The 20,884-nt window shown below is 67.5% G+C and carries 18 protein-coding genes and 1 riboswitch; of the genes, 12 read left to right on the forward strand and 6 right to left on the reverse strand.

All coding sequences use genetic code 11. The features are described from left to right. Position 1: 1 nt before the first annotated feature. Positions 2-1,336 carry a quinolinate synthase NadA gene (nadA, locus tag E6C70_RS01520; protein ID WP_136421562.1) on the reverse strand — a complete coding sequence of 445 codons (1,335 nt, stop codon included), beginning with the start codon at positions 1,334-1,336 and terminating at the stop codon, positions 2-4. Beyond that, entirely contained in the window at positions 1,333-2,079 is a 747-nt protein-coding gene (locus E6C70_RS01525) for an NUDIX hydrolase (protein ID WP_136421563.1), read from the reverse strand. The genes nadA and E6C70_RS01525 overlap by 4 nt, the downstream gene beginning before the upstream one ends. Positions 2,080-2,308: 229 nt before the next feature. Beyond that, positions 2,309-2,395, forward strand: a riboswitch (glycine riboswitch). 136 nt (positions 2,396-2,531) lie between these two features. Between E6C70_RS01525 and gcvT the strand changes: the two genes are divergently transcribed. From gcvT to E6C70_RS01545, 4 genes are all read left to right on the forward strand, one after another. Then, positions 2,532-3,674 carry a glycine cleavage system aminomethyltransferase GcvT gene (gene gcvT / locus E6C70_RS01530; protein ID WP_235833222.1) on the forward strand — a complete coding sequence of 381 codons (1,143 nt, stop codon included), beginning with the start codon at positions 2,532-2,534 and terminating at the stop codon, positions 3,672-3,674. Between the two features lie 18 nt (positions 3,675-3,692). After that, on the forward strand, positions 3,693-4,070 hold the full coding sequence (gcvH, locus tag E6C70_RS01535; RefSeq protein ID WP_136421567.1) for a glycine cleavage system protein GcvH: 378 nt from the start codon (positions 3,693-3,695) through the stop codon (positions 4,068-4,070). Positions 4,071-4,085: 15 nt separating this feature from the next. Then, positions 4,086-6,995 (forward strand): aminomethyl-transferring glycine dehydrogenase, encoded by a 2,910-nt coding sequence (gene gcvP, locus E6C70_RS01540; protein WP_136421569.1) that lies wholly within the window; start codon positions 4,086-4,088, stop codon positions 6,993-6,995. Positions 6,996-7,077: 82 nt separating this feature from the next. After that, positions 7,078-7,542: a hypothetical protein gene (locus tag E6C70_RS01545; RefSeq protein WP_136421570.1), complete on the forward strand. Its 465-nt coding sequence runs from the start codon at positions 7,078-7,080 to the stop codon at positions 7,540-7,542. On the opposite strand, the gene E6C70_RS01550 is transcribed toward E6C70_RS01545, so the two are convergent. Continuing rightward, positions 7,460-8,245, reverse strand: a complete 786-nt coding sequence (locus tag E6C70_RS01550; RefSeq protein ID WP_136421572.1) for a CPBP family intramembrane glutamic endopeptidase — start codon at positions 8,243-8,245, stop codon at positions 7,460-7,462. The genes E6C70_RS01545 and E6C70_RS01550 overlap by 83 nt on opposite strands. A gap of 237 nt (positions 8,246-8,482) precedes the next feature. Here E6C70_RS01550 and E6C70_RS01555 point away from each other — a divergent pair, with 237 nt between their 5' ends. From E6C70_RS01555 to E6C70_RS01580, 6 genes are all read left to right on the forward strand, one after another. Then, the gene (locus E6C70_RS01555) at positions 8,483-10,105 is read left to right on the forward strand and encodes a peptide ABC transporter substrate-binding protein (RefSeq protein ID WP_136421574.1); all 1,623 of its coding nucleotides are present in this window, start codon (positions 8,483-8,485) and stop codon (positions 10,103-10,105) included. Positions 10,106-10,292: 187 nt separating this feature from the next. Further along, a complete protein-coding gene (locus tag E6C70_RS01560) occupies positions 10,293-11,222 on the forward strand; it encodes an ABC transporter permease (RefSeq protein ID WP_136421575.1) in 930 nt (309 codons plus the stop codon). After that, entirely contained in the window at positions 11,212-12,162 is a 951-nt protein-coding gene (locus tag E6C70_RS01565) for an ABC transporter permease (protein ID WP_136421577.1), read from the forward strand. The genes E6C70_RS01560 and E6C70_RS01565 overlap by 11 nt, the downstream gene beginning before the upstream one ends. Continuing rightward, complete coding sequence (locus E6C70_RS01570; RefSeq protein WP_136421579.1) at positions 12,159-13,913, forward strand: dipeptide ABC transporter ATP-binding protein; 1,755 nt, start codon at positions 12,159-12,161, stop codon at positions 13,911-13,913. Before E6C70_RS01565 ends, E6C70_RS01570 begins: the two co-directional genes overlap by 4 nt. Positions 13,914-14,039: 126 nt before the next feature. Further along, on the forward strand, positions 14,040-15,950 hold the full coding sequence (gene typA / locus E6C70_RS01575; RefSeq protein WP_136421581.1) for a translational GTPase TypA: 1,911 nt from the start codon (positions 14,040-14,042) through the stop codon (positions 15,948-15,950). Between the two features lie 64 nt (positions 15,951-16,014). Beyond that, positions 16,015-16,443, forward strand: a complete 429-nt coding sequence (locus tag E6C70_RS01580; RefSeq protein ID WP_136421583.1) for a hypothetical protein — start codon at positions 16,015-16,017, stop codon at positions 16,441-16,443. A 21-nt stretch (positions 16,444-16,464) separates the two neighbouring features. Here E6C70_RS01580 and efeB read toward each other — a convergent pair whose 3' ends face one another. From efeB to efeU, 3 genes are read right to left on the reverse strand one after another with little or no spacing between them, the layout of a single operon-like run. Beyond that, complete coding sequence (gene efeB / locus E6C70_RS01585) at positions 16,465-17,808, reverse strand: iron uptake transporter deferrochelatase/peroxidase subunit (RefSeq protein WP_268895941.1); 1,344 nt, start codon at positions 17,806-17,808, stop codon at positions 16,465-16,467. Positions 17,809-17,815: 7 nt separating this feature from the next. Continuing rightward, complete coding sequence (gene efeO, locus E6C70_RS01590; RefSeq protein WP_136421585.1) at positions 17,816-19,027, reverse strand: iron uptake system protein EfeO; 1,212 nt, start codon at positions 19,025-19,027, stop codon at positions 17,816-17,818. A 46-nt stretch (positions 19,028-19,073) separates the two neighbouring features. Further along, entirely contained in the window at positions 19,074-19,967 is an 894-nt protein-coding gene (gene efeU, locus E6C70_RS01595) for an iron uptake transporter permease EfeU (protein ID WP_136421586.1), read from the reverse strand. Positions 19,968-20,128: 161 nt separating this feature from the next. On the opposite strand from efeU, the gene E6C70_RS01600 reads away from it, so the two are divergent. Both E6C70_RS01600 and fdxA read left to right on the forward strand, forming a co-directional pair. Next, positions 20,129-20,527: a DUF6113 family protein gene (locus E6C70_RS01600; RefSeq protein ID WP_136421589.1), complete on the forward strand. Its 399-nt coding sequence runs from the start codon at positions 20,129-20,131 to the stop codon at positions 20,525-20,527. Between the two features lie 36 nt (positions 20,528-20,563). After that, on the forward strand, positions 20,564-20,884 hold the full coding sequence (gene fdxA / locus E6C70_RS01605) for a ferredoxin (RefSeq protein WP_047406336.1): 321 nt from the start codon (positions 20,564-20,566) through the stop codon (positions 20,882-20,884).

Below are 20,884 nucleotides of genomic sequence, written 5' to 3' on the forward strand. Positions count from 1 at the left end.
TTCAGGCTTCCGGATGCGCGCCGCGCGGGGCGACGGGAGGCACGGCGGCGAGCATGCGCTCGAGCGCGACACGGGCGGGGTCTGCGACATCCGCGCCCACCGAGATCTGGTTGACGACCTCGCCGGCTACGAGTCGCTCGAGCACCCAGGCGAGGTAGCCCGGGTGGATGCGGTACATCGTCGAGCACGGGCAGATCACCGGGTCGAGGCAGAAGACGGTGTGCTGGGGGTACTGGGCGGCGAGGCGCTGCACGAGGTTGACCTCGGTGCCGATTGCGAAGGTCGTCCCGGCCGGCGCGGCGGCGATCGCCTTGGTGATGTAGTCGGTCGAGCCGTATTCGTCCGCCGCGTCGACGACCTCCATCGGGCACTCGGGATGCACGATCACGCGGACACCGGGGTGCTCCGCGCGGGCTCGATCGATCTGCTCCACCGTGAAGCGCCGGTGCACGCTGCAGAACCCGTGCCAGAGGATCACCTGCGCGTCCGTGAGATCGTCCGAGCTGCTGCCGCCGAGAGGCCGTCGCGGGTTCCACATCGGCATGCGATCCAGCGGCACGCCCATCGCCTTGGCGGTGTTGCGGCCGAGGTGCTGGTCGGGGAAGAACAGCACGCGCTGACCGCGTTCGAACGCCCACTCCAGCACCGTCTCGGCATTCGAGGAGGTGCACACGATGCCGCCGTGCTCGCCGCAGAAGCCCTTGAGCGCGGCCGAGGAGTTCATGTAGGTGACGGGGATCACGGGAACGCGACCGTCGGCATCCGGCGCCGTGCCGTAGAGCTCCTCGAGTTGCTCCCAGCACTCCTGCACGGAGTCGATGTCGGCCATGTCGGCCATCGAGCATCCGGCAGCGAGGTTGGGCAGGATGACGGCCTGCTCGTTCGTGGAGAGCAGGTCGGCCGTCTCGGCCATGAAGTGCACGCCGCAGAAGACGATGGCCTCCGCGTCGGGGCGAGACGTGGCGGCGCCCGCGAGCTGGAACGAGTCGCCGACGAAATCCGCGTGCCGCACGACCTCTTCGCGCTGGTAGAAGTGACCGAGGATGACGACGCGATCGCCGAGGGTCGCCTTCGCGGTACGGATGCGCTCGTCCAGTTCCTCGGCGGTGGCATCGCGGTATGCGCGCGGCAACTCGCCCTGGCGCGGCGATCCGACGGGAATCACGTCGCCCATCGATGATCCGGGGCCGTAGCCGGGGGCGCCATCGAAGTTCCACGGACCGGCGGCGAGCTCGGGGGTGCACGTGCTGCCCGCGCCGGCGCCGGCCGTCACGAGCTGGATGGTGCGGTCGACCGAGGGGTCGATCGCCGGAATCCTCACGTCGGTGATGCTCATGGTCGTGCTCCTGTTCGGGTGGGGACGGATGCCGCCGCGACCGATTCCGGGCCGAGCGGCCCGCGGTCGGCGAGATCGATGGATGAGTCGTAGCGATAGAGGCGCGGGGGACGGTGCGGGCTGCCCGAGAGCACCTCTCCGGTGGCGACCACGTTGCCGGACGACTCGATGGTGCGCCGGAAGTTGGCCGGGTCGAGGGACCGCTGCAGCACGGCCTCGTGCACCTCGCGCAGCTCCGCGAGAGTGAAGGTATCGCCCAGGAAGGCGTGGGCGATACGGGAGTACTCGACCTTGGTGCGCAGCCGCCAGAGCGCGTAGTCGACGATGCGGTTGTGGTCGAAGGCCAGCGCGGGCAGGGCATCGGCGGCGAACCAGCGCACGTTCTCACCCACGGCTGCTCGCTCCGCCTCGGCCGACTGCACGAGCGCCCAGTACACCACCGACACCACGCGACGTCCGGGGGAGCGGCCGAGTTCGCCGAAGGTGTAGAGCTGCTCGAGGTAGGTCGGCGCGAGCCCGGTGGTCTCGCCCAGGGTGCGCGCGGCTGCCGAGACGAGTTCCTCGTCGAGCGGCAGCCATCCGCCCGGCAACGCCCAGAGGTCCTGCTGCGGCTCGCGGATGCGCCGGACGAGCGGCGTCCACAGTGTCGCGCGACCGTCCTCGTCGGGCCGCAGGGCGAAGATCACCGTCGACACGGCGAGCGCGGCGCCGGCTCCCGGCATCCGTTCTCCCGTCGCAACCATGGGCATCCGATCACTAAGAGTCACACTGACTGTAACTATCTGCTGGCAGCTTACAGTCATTGTGACCAGAACCCAACTGCCGCCATCTGAAGGCAATCGAACGTCGATCTAAGGCATCGGGCTGAGGCAGCCCGGAATGGCGCGATCGGCCAGATGGCGAGCCTTCAGACGGTGGGAATTGAGGGCCGATCACCCGGTAGACTGGCCGCACAATCGCACATCGGGCCATCGACGCCTTGCGGGAGAGCCGGTTCACCGGCACCGACGGAGCAAGCCTCCCCGCCAATCTCTCAGGTCACTACACCGCAAGAACGAGGCCACTCTGAAAAGTGGGTGCTCGCACCCCGCCGACGGTGAAAGCGCTTCTGGCGAAGCGTGAAACTCTCAGGCCTATGACAGAGGGGGAGTTCCCACACGGCTTGCCGTGCCCGCTCGCGCACCCCGGAGAACTCGTGACTGAACGCTTCAGCCCCCTGCACCAGACGCACGTCGATTCCGGCGCGAGCTTCACCGACTTCGCCGGATGGCAGATGCCCGTCCGCTACTCGAGCGACCTCGCCGAGCACCACGCGGTGCGCTCGCACGCCGGCATCTTCGACCTCTCGCACATGGGCGAGATCCTGGTCATCGGCCCCGAAGCGGCGGAGGCTCTCGACTACGCGCTCGCCGGCCGGCTGTCGGCCATCGAGCACGGCCAGGCCAAGTACACCCTGCTGCTCGGCCGTGACGGCGGCGTCATCGACGACCTGGTGGTCTACCGGACGGGTGACGACCGCTTCATGGTGGTCGCCAACGCCTCCAACCGCGAGGTCGTGGTCGAGGAACTCCTCCAGCGCACCTCGCCGTTCGACGCCGAGGTCGAGGACGAGAGCGACGACATCGCGCTCGTCGCCGTGCAGGGGCCGGACGCGCTCGAGATCCTCCAGCAGACCCCCGGGTTCGGCGTGCAGGGCCCCGGGCTGGACGGCGACGACTTCGTCTCGGCGGTCGCCGGGCTCAAGTACTACCGCTCCCTGCCGGCCGAGTTCGAGGGCGGCCCCGTGCTCATCGCGCGCACCGGCTACACCGGCGAGGACGGCTTCGAGCTCTACCTCGCACCCGAGCGGGCCGAGGCCCTGTGGTCGGCCCTGCGGGAGACCGGCGGATCGCGCCTCGTCCCGGCGGGCCTCGCCAGCCGCGACACGCTCCGCCTCGAGGCGGGCATGCCGTTGTACGGCCACGAGCTCGGCACCGACACGTTCCCGGCGCAGGCCGGACTCGGACGCGTCGTCGCCCTCGGAAAGGAGGGCGACTTCGTCGGACGCGAGGCGAGCGAGCGCGGCCCCGAGGAGGGCGCGCGCGTTCTCGTGGGCCTCATCGCCGAGGGTCGTCGGGCCGGTCGCGCCGGTTACGCCGTGTTCGCGACGACGGATGCCGGGGAGCCCGTCGGCGAGATCACCAGCGGCGCCCTCTCGCCCACACTCGGCCACCCCATCGCGATGGCCTACGTCGCGCCGGACTCCGCCGAGCCGGGCACCGAGCTCTACATCGACGTGCGCGGAACCCGCGTCGCGGCATCCGTCACCGCCCTTCCCTTCTACAAGCGCCGGAAATGACCGAGAGAGGACGCCATCATGGCTGACAAGACCACCCTGCAGTACACCGCGGAGCACGAGTGGGTGCTCGTCGACGGCGACGTCGCGACCGTCGGCATCACCGCGTACGCGGCCGACAAGCTCGGCGACGTGGTCTTCGTCGACCTGCCCGCCGTCGATGCCGAGGTCGACGGGGGCACCGTCGTGGGCGAGATCGAGTCCACCAAGTCGGTCGGCGAGCTGTTCGCGCCCATCGACGGCACCATCACCGAGGTCAACGAGGCCGTCGTCTCGAGCCCCGAGCTGGTCAACAGCGACCCGTTCGGCGACGGCTGGCTCGTGAAGGTGCGCTTCACTGCCCTGCCAGACGACCTCATGAGCTTCGACGAGTACTCCGCCCTGGTCGGCGGAGAGTAAGGCAGAATCCGCCCGATGGCACGCGATGAATCGACCTCTTCCACCTTCGAGACCGGCGCGTTCGGCCGTCGCCACATCGGCGTCGGACCCGACGCGCAGTCCGCCATGCTCACCGCAGTCGGCTACGACAGCCTCGAGGCGCTGATGCCGGCCGCCATCCCGGCCTCCATCGCTGTCGACGAGCGCCTCGACTCCGTCATTCCCCCGGCGGCGACCGAGCGCGAGGCGATCGCCGAACTGCGCGCGCTCGCCGACGCCAACACGGTGCGCACGCCGCTCATCGGCCTCGGCTACTACGGCACCGAGACCCCGGCGGTCATCAAGCGCAACGTGCTCGAGAATCCGAGTTGGTACACGGCGTACACGCCCTACCAGCCCGAGATCTCGCAGGGTCGCCTCGAGGCGCTCATCAACTTCCAGACCATGGTCACCGACCTCACCGGCCTGGACACCGCCAACGCCTCGATGCTCGACGAGTCGACCGCCGTGGTCGAGGGGATGCTGCTGGCCCGGCGCGCGTCGAAGTCCCGCTCGGCACGGTTCGTCGTCGACACGGATGCCTTTCCCCAGACGCTCGCCCTGCTCACCTCGCGTGCGGAGGCCGTCGGCATCGAGATCGTGCAGGCGCCGCTCGCCACGTTGAGCGAGAACGCCTTCGCCGATCTCGGCGACCACTTCGGAGTGTTCATCCAGTACCCGTCCGCCTCCGGCCGGGTCTGGGATCCCTCCGCCGTCATCGCCGCATCGAAGGCGCAGGGTGGGCTCGCGGTCGTCGCGGCCGACCTGCTGGCCCTCGCCCTCATCACCTCGCCCGGTGAACTCGGGGCGGATGTCGCGGTCGGCACGAGCCAGCGCTTCGGTGTCCCCATGGGCTTCGGCGGACCGCACGCCGGCTACATGGCCGTGCGATCCGGCCTCGAACGGCAGCTGCCCGGCCGACTGGTCGGCGTCTCGCAGGATGCCGACGGCCACCCCGCCTACCGGCTCAGCCTTCAGGCGCGCGAGCAGCACATCCGTCGTGAGAAGGCCACCTCCAACATCTGCACCGCTCAGGTGCTGCTCGCGGTGATGGCCTCGATGTACGCGGTCTACCACGGTCCGCACGGCATCCGCTTCATCGCCACCGAGACCGCCGCCAAGGCGCAGGCGCTCGCCGAGACGCTGTCGGGCTACGGCTTCGTCCTCGCCTCCGACGCCTTCTTCGACACCCTGCGCGTGAGCGTTCCCGGTTCGGCCGCCCTCATCGTCGACCGGGCCCGGGAGGCCGGGTATCACCTGCACCTCGTCGATGACGCGACCATCGGCATCTCGGTCGACGAGACCACGACGGCGACCGACCTCGTCGCCGTCGCGGGCGCGTTCGACATCCCCTCCTCATCCGTCGTCGCCGTCGATCTCACGGTGACGCCGCCGGCCCTGCCCGATGGCCTTCGTCGCACCAGCTCCTACCTCGGCCACCCGGTGTTCAACGCGCACACCTCCGAGACCGCGATGATGCGCTACCTCAAGCAGCTCGCCGACCGCGACTACGCGCTCGACCGCGGCATGATCCCGCTGGGCTCCTGCACGATGAAGCTCAACGCGGCCACCGAGATGGAGGCCGTCACCTGGCCCGCCTTCGCCGGCCTGCACCCGTTCACCCCCGAGGCGGATGTCGTGGGCTCGCTCGCGCTCATCGAGCAGCTCGAGAGCTGGCTGGCCGAGGTGACCGGCTACGACTCGGTCTCACTGCAGCCCAACGCCGGCAGCCAGGGCGAGCTAGCGGGGTTGCTCGCCATCCGCGGCTATCACCGGGCGAACGGCGATGATGCGCGCACGGTGTGCCTCATCCCGTCGAGCGCCCACGGCACCAACGCGGCATCCGCTGTCCTCGCCGGCATGAAGGTCGTCGTCGTCGCGTGCGACGAGCTCGGCAACGTCGACCTCGACGACCTGCGCGCCAAGATCGCGGCGAACGCTGAGACGCTCGCCGCGCTCATGATCACCTACCCGTCCACGCACGGTGTCTACGAGCACGACGTGACCCTCATCACGCAGGCCGTGCACGATGCCGGCGGACAGGTCTACGTCGACGGAGCCAACCTCAACGCGCTGCTCGGGTTCGCCCGGTTCGGAGACTTCGGCGGCGACGTATCGCACCTCAACCTGCACAAGACCTTCTGCATCCCGCACGGTGGCGGCGGACCCGGCGTCGGCCCGGTCGCGGCCAAGGCGCACCTCGCTCCCTACCTGCCGGGGCATCCGATGGCGCAGCGCCGCGACCACGGCGCGTACACGCACGACGGCGGCCCGATCTCGGCCGCTCCGTACGGCAGCCCGTCGATCCTGCCCATCTCGTGGGCTTACGTGCGCATGATGGGCGCCGAGGGTCTCAAGCAGGCCACGGCGGCAGCGGTGCTGAGCGCGAACTACGTCGCCACCCGGCTGCGCGAGCACTATCCCGTGCTCTACACGGGCGAGAACGGCCTCGTCGCGCACGAGTGCATCCTCGACCTGCGCCCGCTCGCCGTCGAGACCGGGGTGAGCGTCGACGACGTCGCCAAGCGCCTCATCGACTACGGCTTCCACGCGCCGACCATGTCGTTCCCCGTCGCGGGAACGCTCATGGTCGAGCCGACCGAGAGCGAGGACCTTCCCGAGATCGAGCGGTTCATCGAGGCGATGATCCAGATCAGGGGTGAGGCGGATGCCGTTGGTCGCGGCGAATGGCCGGCGGATGACAACCCCCTGCGGAACGCCCCGCACACGGCCCGGTCGGTCATCGAGGGGGAGTGGGTGCATCCGTACTCGCGTGAACTCGCTGTCTACCCCGTGCACACGCTCATCCGCAACAAGTACTGGGCACCGGTGCGACGGATCGACCAGGCCTACGGCGACCGCAACCTCGTGTGCGCCTGCCCACCCCCGGAGGCGTTCGAGGCCTGAGCGACGCCGGCTCCGCACCTACTCGACCAGCGGCGGGGACAGGCGTACGGTTGCTCCTGCACGACCACCGCCGGAGGGTGCCATGAATCTCGCAGACCTGTTCTGGAACAGCATCGAATTCCTCTTCCTCGCTGGCGTCGTCGTGCTCGCCGCTGTGGGCAACCGCCTCAGCCTCGATGCTCGCGCATCGGCGATCCAGCGGCGCGACCCCGGCACCGCATCCGCCCTGCGTCAGGCTCAGGCGATGAGCGACTACGCCTACGGCATCGCCGCGTGGATGCCCGAGGTCATCATCGTGTGTACGCCGTCGCGGCGTGCGGCGCTCGCCTCCGACGACGACCTCGCCTTCGCGACCCGCACCCCGGCACCCCCGCAGCGGCCGGCCGGACGACACGAGCCCGCGCCGCGACGCGTGTATGTCATCAGCAATCGCGTCATCAGCAATCGCGTCATCAGCAGCCGTGTCAGCCGAACAGCCCCGGCCACCAGGCTGCGGCGAGCGGATACCCGACGAAGGAGACAACGTCGAGAATCGCGTGCGCGATGACGAGCGGCATCGTCCGACCCCACCGCGTGTAGCACCAGCCGAAGACGACCCCCATCACGGCGTTGCCGACGAACGGCCCCCAGCCCTGGTAGAGGTGGTAGCTTCCGCGCAGCAGCGCGCTGGCGATGATGATGGTCCACGGCCGCCAGCCGAGCTCGCGCAGCCGCGTGAACAGGTAGCCCACGACGATGATCTCCTCGGTCAGCGCCGCGCGCAGGGCCGAGAGAACCAGGATGGCGACGCTCCACCAGTAGGGGAAGCCCGATGACGCCTGCACGTTGAGCGTGATGCCGAGCAAACGGGTCGCCGCGAAGAACGCGAGCCCCGGAACCCCGATCACGGCCGCCAGCGCCACACCGGCGAGGACGTCGCGTCCGGGCCGGCTCAGGTCGAAGCCGATGCGGCGGAAGGGGTTCAGGGGAGGCTGCGCGAGCAGGTAGAGCACGAGGGCGACCGCGAACAACGCGAAAACCACGCCGAGGAACTGGTAGGTGAAATCCAGCCATTCGCGCTCGGCCTGCGGGGGATTCAGCTGCGTCGACTGGTCGGCGAGCGGTGTGCCCTTGGTCGCGTCCGCGATGAGGGACACGATCGAGTAGACGGCGGATGCTCCGAGCGAGAGGCCGAGCACGATGACCACCTCGGTGATGATGCGCGCTCGGGACAGTCGGGGTACGTACGCGCTGTCACCCGGAACCGACATCCGAGTCCTCCTCATCTCTCGCGCTCTTACGGGCGATTTCCATCCAGATGGTCATTTTGGCGCAAGGATCTTGCGATCGGGGGACAAGGGCCGCAGTTTCAGGGAGCCATTGGTTTCTGATGTGTAACGTTTGCGAACTCCGTTTGGATTATCGCCGTCCCCTACCTAGTTTGGATTCATTCGGCGCTCGTGCGCGCTCAAACCCGAGCCGACGGTGCCCATCTCACAGGAGGAAAATTGAGAACCAGGAGAATTGGCGTTGCCGCCATTGCTCTGGCGGCCGCAGGAGCGCTTGCGCTCTCCGGTTGCAGCACCGGAGGCGGAAGCGGCGAAGCCACGTCCAGCGCTTCGTCGGCGATCATCACCACGAACGGCTCTGAGCCCCAGAACCCGTTGATCCCCACCAACACCAATGAGACTGGTGGCGGCAAGGTCACGGACAGCATCTTCGCCGGCCTCGTGTACTACGACGCCAAGGGCAAGCCGGTCAATGACATGGCCGAGTCCATCAAGACGGATGACGCCCAGAACTACACCATCAAGATCAAGAGCGGCGAGAAGTTCACCAACGGTGAGCCCGTCACGGCCGACTCGTTCGTGAAGGCGTGGAACTACGGCGCAGCGCTCGACAACGCTCAGCTCAACAGCTACTTCTTCGAGGGCATCAAGGGCTTCAGCTACGACGAGAACGTTGCAGAGCTGCCCGGCCTGAAGGTCGTCGACAAGACCACCTTCACCGTCGAGCTGTCGCAGCCCGAGTCCGACTTCCCGCTGCGTCTGGGCTACACGGCCTTCATGCCGCTGCCCGAGGCCGCGTTCAAGGACCTCAAGGCCTTCGGCGAGAACCCCATCGGCAACGGCCCCTACAAGCTGGCCTCGAAGGGCGCCTGGGAGCACAACGTCAAGATCTCCCTGGTCAAGAACAAGGACTACAAGGGTGGACGTACGCCGAAGAACGGCGGACTGGACATCATCTTCTACGCCTCGCAGGATGCGTCGTACGCCGACCTCCAGGGCGGCAACCTCGACGTGGTCGACCAGATCCCTGAGAGCGCGCTCGGCACGTACCAGAAGGACTTCCCCGACCACTCGGTGAACCAGGCCTCGGCCATCTTCCAGTCCTTCACCATCCCGGCTCGCCTCCCGCACTTCGGCGGCGAAGAGGGCAACCTGCGTCGTCAGGCGATCTCCGAGGCGATCAACCGCTCCGAGATCACCGACAAGATCTTCTCGGGAACCCGCACCCCGGCCCACGACTTCACGTCGCCGGTCATCGACGGGTACTCGGAGGACCTCAAGGGTTCCGACGTGCTGAAGTACAACGAGTCCAACGCCAAGAAGCTGTGGGCTCAGGCAGACGCCATCTCCCCGTGGAGCGGCACCTTCCAGATCGCCTACAACGCTGACGGCGGCCACCAGGGCTGGGTCGACGCGGTGACCAACAACATCAAGAACGTGCTCGGCATCGACGCGTCGGGCGCTCCGTTCCCGACCTTCAAGCAGGTTCGCGACCAGATCACCAACCGCACCATCCAGACCGCGTTCCGTACCGGTTGGCAGGCCGACTACCCGGCCCTGTACAACTTCCTCGGACCGATCTACGGCACCGGTGCAGGCTCCAACGACGGCGACTACTCGAACCCCGACGTCGACAAGCTGCTGAAGGAAGGCCTCGCAGAGACCGACACCGCAGCAGCCAACAAGAAGTTCCAGGACGCTCAGGTGATCCTCTTCAAGGATCTCCCCGCCATCCCGCTGTGGTACTCCACGGTCAACGGCGCATGGGGCGACCAGGTTCAGAACGTGCAGTTCGGCTGGAACTCCGTGCCGCTGTACTACAACATCACCAAGGCCGAGTAATTCACTCGAGCTGAGCCGACGGGGTTAGACTCCTGAGGCGCTCCAGTGGGGCGGCGGCTATCAGCCGCCGCCCCACTCCCACGCTCGACCGCCACCGGGCCGCTACAGCGGTACTCTGGTTCGGTCGAGCTTGATAGACAGTTAGGTTCCATTCATGTCACCTACCCCCTTAAGCGGGGCCTGATCCATGGCCGGCTACATCGTCCGCCGCATTCTTCAGGCGGTCCCCGTCTTCCTGGGAACAACGTTCCTCATCTATTTCATGGTCTTCGCCATGCCGGGCGATCCGATCATCGCCCTGTTCGGAGACAAGACCCCCAACCCGGCCGTCGTCGCCCAGCTGCGTGAGCGGTATCACCTCGACCAGCCGTTCATCGTCCAGTACTTCATCTTCCTCGGCGGCATCTTCCGCGGCGATCTCGGCGTCTCGTTCTCGGGCCAGCCGGTAGCGGAAATCCTCGCCAAGACCTTCCCGGTCACCCTGCGCCTGGCCGCACTGGCGATCTTCTTCGAGATGGTCGCCGGCATCACCGTCGGCCTCATCAGCGGTCTCCGCAAGGGCAAGCTGTTCGACTCGAGCGCGCTCCTGGTCAGCCTGGTGCTCATCTCGCTGCCGATCTTCGTGATCGCCTTCGTCTTCCAACTCGTCTTCGGCGTTCAGCTGGGGTGGTTCCGAACGACGGTCGGCTTCGGAGCGCCCATCCAGGACCTGATCATGCCAGCGCTGGTGCTGGCGACCATCTCGTTCGCCCAGATCTCGAGACTGACACGGTCGTCCGTCATCGACACGAGCGGACAGGACTTCGTGCGCACCGCTGCCTCGAAGGGTCTCAGCCGTCGCCGAATCGTTCCGGTGCACATCCTGCGCAACTCGCTGATCCCCGTGGTCACCTACCTCGCCGTCGACTTCGGGACCCTGATGGTCGGTGCCACGATCACCGAGGGAATCTTCAACGTGCCGGGCGTCGGTCGCACCCTCTACCAGGCCATCATCCGCGGTGAGGGACCGACCGTCGTGTCGTTCGTCACCGTCATGGTCCTGATCTACCTCGTGGTGAACATTCTGGTGGATCTGTTCTACGCCGTTCTCGACCCGAGGATCCGCTATGCCAAGTAAGACAACGAACCTGCCCCACTTCGTCGCGCCTGTCGAGGAGACCCCTCTCGTCGCGATCGACTCGGTCAAGGTCGACGAGAAGCCGTCGAATCTCTGGATCGACGCGTGGCGCGACATGCGCAAGCGTCCGATGTTCTGGATCTCGGCCGTCCTGATCGTGCTCGTGGTCCTGGTCGCGATCTTCCCGTCCCTGTTCACCGCGGCAGCCCCCAACAACAACTGCTACCTGCAGAACAGCAACGGCGGCCCGACGGCCGGCCATCCTCTGGGATTCACCAAGCAGGGTTGCGACGTTTTCGCTCGCATCGTCTACGGCACGTCGACGTCGCTGTCGGTGGGCATCCTCGTGACGATCCTCGTGGCCGTGCTCGGAATCGTCTTCGGTGCATTCGCGGGGTTCTACGGCGGATGGATCGACAGCGTGCTCTCGCGCCTCGGCGACATCTTCTTCTCGATCCCCTACATCCTCGCCGCCGTCGTCATCATGAGCGTCCTGTCCCAGTACCGGAACGTGATCGTCCTCGCCCTGGCGATCGGCATCTTCGCATGGCCATCCACGGCGCGCGTGCTTCGAGCCGAGATACTCCGGGTGAAGAACTCCGACTTCGTGATGGCGTCCACGGCTCTCGGTGTCTCACGGTTCCGCATCCTGGTGCGTCACGTGCTGCCCAACTCGATCGCGCCGGTCATCGTCGTCACGACGATCTCGCTCGCCGCCGCGATCGTCGCCGAGGCCTCGCTCTCGTTCCTCGGGGTGGGTCTGCCGTCTTCCGTCATGTCGTGGGGTAACGACATCAGCCAGGCGCAGACCGATCTCCGTACCAACCCGATGACGCTCATCTACCCGTCGATCGCCCTGTCGATCACGGTTCTGAGCTTCATCATGATGGGCGAGGTCATCCGCGACGCCCTCGACCCGAAGGCGAGGGCACAGCGTTGAGCACCCCCACCGTGACCATCGGACGCACCGCAGACGATGAGCGTCCCATCCTCGAGGTCAAAGACCTGCAGGTCGGCTTCACCACCCAGAACGGCGTGGTCAAGGCCGTCGACGGCGTCAACATCACCCTCTACCGCGGGCAGTCGCTCGCGATCGTGGGCGAGTCGGGCTCCGGCAAGTCGACAACGGCCCACGCCATCATCAAGCTGCTTCCCGGCAGCGGAAAGATCACCGGTGGGCAGATCCTGCTCGACGGCGTCGACCTGACCGCCAAGTCCGAGAGGGAGATGGAGGAGGTTCGCGGCACCGGAATCGGTTTCGTGCCCCAGGACCCGATGTCCAACCTCAACCCGGTCTGGTCGATCGGGTTCCAGGTCGAGGAGGCCATCAAGGCCAACGGGATCGCGTCGGGTCGCAAGGCCGTGAAGGCTCGCGCCATCGAGGTGCTCAAGGAGGCGGGCCTCGGCGACGCCGACCGCCGCATGAAGCAGTTCCCGCACCAGTTCTCGGGCGGTATGCGCCAGCGCGTGCTCATCGGCATGGGTCTCGCGGCCAACCCGAAGCTGCTCATCGCCGACGAGCCCACCTCGGCGCTCGACGTGACCGTGCAGCGGGTGATCCTCGACCACCTCGAGTCGCTCACGCGGGACCTCGGCACCACGCTGCTGTTCATCACGCACGACCTCGGCCTCGCGGCGGAGCGCGCCGAGCAGCTCGTGGTGATGTACAAGGGCCGGGTCGTCGAATCCGGCTCGTCGGTGGAGATCCTGCAGAACCCGCAGCATCCCTACACGCAGCGACTCGTGGCGGCCGCGCCGAGCCTGGCCTCGCGCCGCATCCAGGCATCCGTCCACAACGAGCAGCAGGAGATCGAGGTCGATCACGCCGACGACTCCGCCGCCGAGGTCATCGACCTGCTGTCCACGGCGGAGGCTCGCGCTGAGGCGGTCGAGGCCGCGTCGCACAAGGAGCCCGCCATCGTGGTGGAGGACCTCACCAAGGTCTTCAAGATCCGCGGATCAGGCAACTTCACCGCCGTCGACAGCATCAGCTTCCAGATCGCCCGGGGCACGACGACCGCGCTGGTCGGCGAGTCCGGATCCGGCAAGTCGACCGTGGCCAAGATGCTGCTGAAGCTCGAGGACGTCACGAGCGGCAAGATCCTCGTCGGAGGCAAGGATCTCGCCTCCACGACCGGTAAGGAGCTGTTCAACCTGCGCAGCAGGATGCAGCCCGTCTTCCAGGACCCGTACGGTTCGCTCAACCCGTTGCGCAACATCGGCAACACCATCGGGGAGCCGCTGCAGGTCCACGGAGTGGGAACCCGGGCGACCCGTCGTGCCCGTGTACTCGAGCTGCTCGACCAGGTCTCGCTCCCCAGCACCCTTGTCACGCGGTACCCCAACGAGTTGTCGGGTGGCCAGCGTCAGCGCATCGCCATTGCGCGGGCGCTCGCGCTCAAGCCGGAGATCGTCATCCTCGACGAGGCCGTGTCGGCTCTCGACGTGCTCGTGCAGGCCCAGATCCTGCGCCTGCTCGCCGACCTGCAGGCCGAGCTCGATCTCACCTACCTGTTCATCACGCACGACCTCGCGGTCGTCCGGGTGATCGCGGACAACGTCTGCGTCATGCAGAAGGGCAAGATCGTCGAGGCGGCGCCGACCGACGAGGTGTTCGACAACCCCAAGGAGCAGTACACGCGCGACCTGCTCGACGCCATCCCCGGGGCGAGCATCGAGCTCGCCAGCTGACGGACGCGGTACACTGGGTGGTCGGGTGCGTTCTGCACCCGGCCACCCTTCTTTCGCGCCGCCCATGATGCCTGCGCGTTCGGGCATCACACGGATGCCGTAGCCACAGCAAAGGAACTCAGATCCATGGCCATCGCCACGCGCGCAGACCTCCGCAACGTCGCCATCGTGGCGCACGTCGACCACGGCAAGACCACCCTCGTCGACGCCATGCTCACCCAGACCCACTCGTTCGGCGAGCACGCACACGTCGACGAGCGCGCCATGGACTCCAACGAGCTCGAGCGCGAGAAGGGCATCACGATCCTCGCCAAGAACACGGCGATCACGTACGCCGGCGAGCACGCCACGAGCGGCCCCATCACGATCAACGTCATCGACACCCCCGGCCACGCCGACTTCGGTGGAGAGGTCGAGCGCGGCCTGTCCATGGTCGACGGCGTCGTGCTTCTCGTGGACGCATCCGAGGGCCCGCTGCCGCAGACGCGCTTCGTGCTCCGTAAGGCACTCGAGGCCAAGCTGCCCGTCATCCTGCTGGTCAACAAAACAGACCGCCCGGACGCCCGCATCGACGAGGTCGTCGGCGAGAGCCAGGACCTCCTGCTCGGCCTCGCATCCGACCTCCACGACGACGTCCCCGACCTCGACATCGACGCCCTGCTCGACGTGCCCGTCGTGTACGCCTCCGGTCGCAATGGAGCCGCGAGCCTCAACAAGCCCGCCAACGGAACCCTGCCGGACAACGCCGACCTCGAGCCGCTCTTCGGTGCCATCCTCGAGCACATCCCCGCACCGCAGTACGACGACGACGCGCCCCTCCAGGCCTGGGTCACGAACCTCGACGCGTCGCCGTTCCTCGGCCGTCTCGCCCTGCTGCGCGTCTTCAACGGCACGCTCAAGAAGGGCGAGACCGTCGCTTGGGTCCGGCACGACGGCCAGGTCAAGAACGTCCGCATCACCGAGCTGCTGAAGACCCGCGCACTCGAGCGTTACCCCGCCGAGAGCGCCGGCCCCGGTGACATCGTCGCCGTCGCCGGATTCGAGGACATCACCATCGGCGAGACCCTCGCCGACCCCGAGGACGTGCGGCCGCTGCCGCAGATCCATGTCGACGACCCCGCGATCTCGATGACCATCGGCACCAACACCTCGCCGCTGGTCGGCAAGGTCAAGGGCCACAAGCTGACCGCCCGCATGGTCAAGGACCGTCTGGACCGCGAGCTGGTCGGAAACGTCTCTCTCAAGATCGTCGACATCGGACGCCCCGACGCCTGGGAGGTGCAGGGCCGCGGCGAGTTGGCCCTCGCCATCCTGGTCGAGCAGATGCGTCGCGAGGGCTACGAGCTCACCGTCGGCAAGCCGCAGGTGGTCACCAAGCGCATCGACGGCAAGCTGCAGGAGCCTTTCGAGCACCTCACCATCGACGCTCCCGAGGAGTACCTCGGTGCCATCACGCAGCTGATGGCCTCGCGCAAGGGCCGCATGGAGAACATGGCCAACCACGGCACCGGATGGGTCCGCATGGAGTTCATCGTCCCGTCGCGCGGCCTCATCGGCTTCCGAACCGACTTCCTCACCATCACGCGCGGCACTGGCATCGCCAACGCCATCTCGCACGGCTACGACGACTGGGCGGGCGAGATCGTCACCCGCACCAACGGCTCGATCGTCGCCGACCGCTCCGGCGTGGTGACGCCGTTCGCCATCATCGCGCTCCAGGAGCGCATGACCTTCTTCGTGCAGCCGACCGAGGAGGTGTACGAGGGCATGGTCATCGGCGAGAATTCCCGCGCCGACGACATGGACGTCAACATCACCAAGGAGAAGAAGCTGACCAACATGCGTCAGTCGACCGCAGACAACTTCGAGTCGATGACGCCCTCTCGTCAGCTGACCCTCGAGGAGTGCCTCGAGTTCGCCCGCGAGGACGAGTGCGTCGAGGTGACGCCGACCGCCGTGCGCATCCGCAAGGTCGACCTCGACCAGCAGTCGCGCGCGCGTTCCACCTCGCGTCTGAAGAAGCAGAACCAGTCCTGACGTCTCCGCGCTCCGGCGAGAGCACGGCAGCGTACGCTGGACCCATTCGATCGGGGAGGCGAGCATGAACACGATCCGGCGACGGATGGCGGTGCCCGCACTGGTGGTCGCGCTCGCGCTGACGCCGGTGCTGGCCGGGTGCTCCGTGCAGGACCTCGTCGACAAGGCATCGGGCGGCCATGTCAGCGTCGGCGGATCACTGCCGAAGGGCTGGCCGAGCGACGTGCCGGTGATCGATGGCAAGATCCTCTTCGGCGCCGGCGGTCAGGGCGATGAGGGCAAGGCCTGGGTCGTGACGATCGACGCGACGGCGGACGATCCGCTCGCCGCCGCCAAGGACTCCCTCGAGAAGGCGGGCTTCGTCACAGCAGACGCCGCGTCGGGGCAGGCGGGTGACGTGGGCGCGCTCGCGATGAAGAACGCGAATTACGCGGTCGTCGTGGCCGGCACCAAGGACGGAGTGATCTACACGGTCACCCCCGTCACGCGCTAGGACCTCAGGCGAACCTAGGGCTCAGGCGAACAGCTGCTGCCCGATGAAACCGCCCGCCTTCGCTCCCGGCGGCACGGCGAACACGGCTGACCCGACGTGACGGATGTACTCCTTCAGGGCATCCGTCGCCAGCGAGCGCTGGATGTCGATGAACTGTTGCGGATCGCGCTGGTAGGAGATGAAGAACAGGCCCGCGTCCAGGCGGCCGAGCTGGTCGTTTCCGTCGACGTAGTTGTAGCCGCGTCGCAGCAGTTGCGTTCCCTTGTTCTGGTCGGGATGCGCGAGGCGCACGTGCGCGGCCTTGTCGATCAGCGGCTTGCCGGTCGCGCCGGTGGCCGAGAAGTCGGGGGCGGTGAACTCCGCGCCGCCGGACAGCGGTGCCCCGGCGCCCTTGTTTCGTCCGATCACCCGCTCCTGCTCCTGAAGCTGGGCGCGGTCCCACGTCTCGATGATCATGCGAATCTTGCGGGTCACGAGATAGCTGCCACCGGCCATCCACGACGGATCACCGTCGGCCCAGACCTGCGCGTCGACGACCTTCGGATCCTCCGCCTTGATGTTGGCCGTGCCGTCCTTGAACCCCATCAGGTTGCGGGCGGTCAACTGCGACGTCGACGTGGACGAGGTGCGCCCGAAGCCCAGTTGCGACCAGCGGATGGACGCGCGCCCGAAGGCGATGCGGCTCAGGTTGCGGATGGCGTGCACCGCGACCTGCGGGTCGTCGGCGCAGGCCTGGATGGCGATGTCGCCTCCACTGATCTCGGGGCTCAGGTTGTCGCCCGAGAAGCGGGGGAGCACCGCCAGGGCCGCAGGGCGTCGAGAGGCCAGGCCGAATCGGTCGCGGCCATCCGTCGTCTGGAACAGCGTGGGACCGAACCCGAAGGTGATGGTGAGGCCTGCGGCCGGGAGGTCGAGCGCTTCGCCGGTGTCCTCGGGGGGAGCGACCTCGGGACCGTCGACGGCGCCCGTCTCGCCCACGGGCTGGCCGGCGGTCATCTTGGCCGCTGCCGCAGTCCAGTCCTTGAGGAGCTGGACGAGGTCATCGCGCGTCAGGCTGTCCGCGAGATCGAAGGACGCGAAGTGCAGCCTGTCCTGGACCGGCGTCGTGATGCCCGCCTGGTGCGCGCCGTGAAACGGATAGACGGCATTGCGCTGGGAGGAGGCCGATGCCGCGTTCGCGCCGATCGCCGCGCCCGTGCCTCCGCCGACGGCGAGACCGGCCGCGCCCGCACCGATGAGTCCGAGCAAGCCTCGTCGCGACACCCCGTGCGGCGCCTTCGCGTCCTCGGCCGCCGTCGCGGTCGCGCCCGACGGATCAGTCGGGGGGATACCCGGCTGATCCGTCGAGGCTGGATCGGTTCTCACCCTTCGATCATGCCCCGAGAACGAGCGCGGTCAGCTGTGAGAGCGGCTCCGAGAGTGCGTTGACCTGGTCGGAGAGCGCCTTCTTCTGGGCGTCGGTGACCTGGCCGTAGTCGGTGAATCCGGCGTCGATGCTGCCGTACTGTGCGAGCAGGCCGTTCAGTGCTGAGAACTCGGCGTCGATGCTCGCGGTGAGCTTCTTGCCCTTCTCACCCTTCGTGAGCGCGATGTCGCGGACGTTGCCGTAGGCGACATCCGCGCCCTGCACATTGGCCGCGAAGTCGGTGAGGTCGGTGCCCGACCACCAGTCCTCCTCCCCGCTGATCTTGCCGGACGCCACCTCGTCGAGCAGCCCGATCGAACCGTTCGAGATGTCGGCGAGGCTGACGGTGAAGTCCTTGGCACTCACGAGTTCCTGAAGCTTCGCGGTGTCGCCCACGAGGCCGGCCGCGAAGCTCTGGCGCTGCGCGGGTGTGGACGGCGCCCAGTCCAGGAAGGCACTCGTTCCGTCTGAGTTGAGGGCGCCGGGAGCCGGCGGCCACAGGTCCTTCTCGATGCGGTGGAACCCGGTCCAGTCCAGGCCCTCGGCCACGGCGTCGACCTCGCGGTAGTCCAGCTTCGGGTCGAGATCGCCGAAGGCCTCGGCGGTCGGCTCGATGCGCTCGTAGAAGGCGCGGGTCGAGGCGAACAGCGAACGGGCCTTCTCGTCGTCACCAGCGGCGTACGCGGCCGAGAATGCGGCGACGGCGGGCACCAATTCGCCGACCTGCGACTTGATGTAGGAGATGTAGTTCGTGACGGCGACATCGCTGAGCTTCTTCGCGTCGCTGGTGAGCTCGGTCGCAGCGCCGGTGACCTGGAATGCGGCCAGACCGACGGGGCCGCCCACCTGCTGGAACTTGCAGGCCGTGTAGTAGCTCCCCGGCTCGAGCTGGGCGACGTACGTCACCGTCTGCCCGGGCGTGATGTTCTCCTTCTCGCCGACGATGCGGAGCTTGTCCGATGCATAGATCTCGAATTCGTTGGTGTCACTGCCCTTGTTGGTGATGCTGAACGACACCGCGCCCGTCGCAGTCGTCTTCTCGGCCACCGCGCAGGTGTCATCGGTGATCGCGACGTTCACGGCGCCGGCGCCGGCGCCGGCCTTGTTCGGCACGCAGCCGGTGAGGGCGACGGCTACGACTCCGGCTGCGATGAAACCGGTGACGAGTCTGCGGGGCATGCGGGTACTCCTGGGGGTGCTGTGTTGGAAGGTGGGCGGAACGGTTTCAGGCCGAGTGCTGGACGAGAGGGGGTGCCTTGGTGACCGAAGGCGACGGCACGGATGCGGCAGGCGCGGTGGGGCCGGCCTTCGCGGGCGCCTTGCCGATCACCTGGCGGAGGAACAGTGTTCCGACCACGATCAGGTAAGCGAACCATGCCCCCACCTGAGCCCACGTGGGCTCCGCCGTGAAGTTGAACACGCCGCCGAGCACAGCGCCGTACCAGCTCGTGGGAGGGATGGCCCCCGCCAGGCTGTACGCGGCGTGACCCAGCCCGGGGATGACGCCGCCCTCCTGCAGGTCGCCGATGCCGTAGGCGAACACGCCGGCCGCGACGAGGATGAGGAACGCGCCGGTCCAGGTGAAGAACCGGGAGAGGTTGATGCGCACGAATCCGCGGTAGATGAGGAAGGAGATCACCACGGAGGTCAGGATGCCCAGCAGTGCGCCGAGCGAACCGGTGAGCGCGTTGCCGCTGGATGCGACGGTGGCCCAGACGAACAGCGCCGTCTCGATACCCTCCCGACCCACGCTGAGCAGGCCGAGCAGCACGATTCCCGATGCGGCGCCGGCAAGGGCGGCGTCGAGCTTGGAGTGCAGGTCGTGCTTGAGGCTGCGGGCGTTGCGTGCCATCCAGAAGATCATCCACGTGACCATGGCCACCGCGACGATCGAGAGCGAGCCGCCAAGGATCTCCTGAGCCTGGAAGCTCAAGCCGTAGGGGCCCCACGTGAGGATGGCGCCGACTCCCAGCGAGACGAGGATGGCCGCGCCGATGCCGATCCACAGGCGGGGGAGCACGTCGCGACGATCCACCTTGCGGAGGTAGGCGACGAGGATGCCGACCACGAGGCCGGCTTCGAGGCCTTCGCGCAGGCCGATCAGGTAGTTGGCGAGCATGGGTCTTTCCGATGGAGCGGCGTGAATTGGTAAGGCTAACCTAAGCGAATTCGACTCTAACCCGCGCTTGTCGCAGTGTCCAGTCGCGCCGCGACGGTTCACGGCGAAGACCTAGACTTCCTCTCAGGCGAGGCGATCCCTCGGTCCGGGGAGGGGGGATCATGGCGGAGCAGTCGAGTTTCGGTTCGCGCGTCGGCCGCATCGCGCTCGGGTTCGTGATCGGCGCCGCGTATGGAGCGGTCGGGACCGTCGCGCACCAGTCGACCGTTGCCGTCGGGGGCGTGGACCTGCCGTGGGGGCTCATCGTCGCCCTGATCGGCGCAACAGCCCTTCTCGTCGGGCTGCGTCTGGTGGTCGACGACCGCCTGGTCGTGGGAGCATGCGCCGTCGGACTTCTCGGCGTCATCGTCCTCCTCTCACTCAGGAGCGTCGGCGGATCGGTCCTGGTGCCCAACGGCGTCTCGGGGCTGGTCTGGATCATCGGCACGGCCGCCGTGGCTGCTCTCACCATCGCCTGGCCGAGGTTGCCGCAGCAGCACCCGGCCCGGCAGCACGCGTAAACTGGCCGACAGGCCTCCGGAAGGGAATCGTCAACTGTGACCTATGTCATCGCTCTGCCGTGCGTGGACGTGAAGGACCGTGCGTGCATCGACGAGTGCCCCGTCGACTGCATCTACGAAGGGGAGCGATCGCTCTACATCCACCCCGACGAGTGCGTCGACTGCGGCGCCTGCGAGCCGGTCTGCCCCGTCGAGGCGATCTACTACGAGGACGACCTGCCCGAGCAGTGGGCCGACTACTACAAGGCCAACGTCGAGTTCTTCGACGACATCGGCTCCCCGGGGGGCGCGGCCAAGGTCGGCGTCATCGCCAAGGACCACCCCGTCATCTCCGTCCTGCCTCCCCAGGCTCATTAG

The organism is Orlajensenia flava (assembly GCF_004801905.1).
In the GTDB taxonomy this organism is placed as follows: domain Bacteria; phylum Actinomycetota; class Actinomycetes; order Actinomycetales; family Microbacteriaceae; genus Orlajensenia; species Orlajensenia flava.

Bases quoted from the DNA above. Each gene is read 5' to 3' on its own strand.
- E6C70_RS01560 (WP_136421575.1), top strand. From the start codon at position 10,293: ATGGCCGGCTACATCGTCCGCCGCATTCTTCAGGCGGTCCCCGTCTTC.
- nadA (WP_136421562.1), bottom strand. From the start codon at position 1,336: ATGAGCATCACCGACGTGAGGATTCCGGCGATCGACCCCTCGGTCGAC.
- gcvP (WP_136421569.1), top strand. From the start codon at position 4,086: ATGGCACGCGATGAATCGACCTCTTCCACCTTCGAGACCGGCGCGTTC.
- E6C70_RS01580 (WP_136421583.1), top strand. From the start codon at position 16,015: ATGAACACGATCCGGCGACGGATGGCGGTGCCCGCACTGGTGGTCGCG.
- E6C70_RS01545 (WP_136421570.1), top strand. From the start codon at position 7,078: ATGAATCTCGCAGACCTGTTCTGGAACAGCATCGAATTCCTCTTCCTC.
- E6C70_RS01525 (WP_136421563.1), bottom strand. From the start codon at position 2,079: ATGGTTGCGACGGGAGAACGGATGCCGGGAGCCGGCGCCGCGCTCGCC.
- E6C70_RS01565 (WP_136421577.1), top strand. From the start codon at position 11,212: ATGCCAAGTAAGACAACGAACCTGCCCCACTTCGTCGCGCCTGTCGAG.
- typA (WP_136421581.1), top strand. From the start codon at position 14,040: ATGGCCATCGCCACGCGCGCAGACCTCCGCAACGTCGCCATCGTGGCG.
- E6C70_RS01550 (WP_136421572.1), bottom strand. From the start codon at position 8,245: ATGTCGGTTCCGGGTGACAGCGCGTACGTACCCCGACTGTCCCGAGCG.
- E6C70_RS01600 (WP_136421589.1), top strand. From the start codon at position 20,129: ATGGCGGAGCAGTCGAGTTTCGGTTCGCGCGTCGGCCGCATCGCGCTC.
- efeU (WP_136421586.1), bottom strand. From the start codon at position 19,967: ATGCTCGCCAACTACCTGATCGGCCTGCGCGAAGGCCTCGAAGCCGGC.
- efeO (WP_136421585.1), bottom strand. From the start codon at position 19,027: ATGCCCCGCAGACTCGTCACCGGTTTCATCGCAGCCGGAGTCGTAGCC.
- gcvH (WP_136421567.1), top strand. From the start codon at position 3,693: ATGGCTGACAAGACCACCCTGCAGTACACCGCGGAGCACGAGTGGGTG.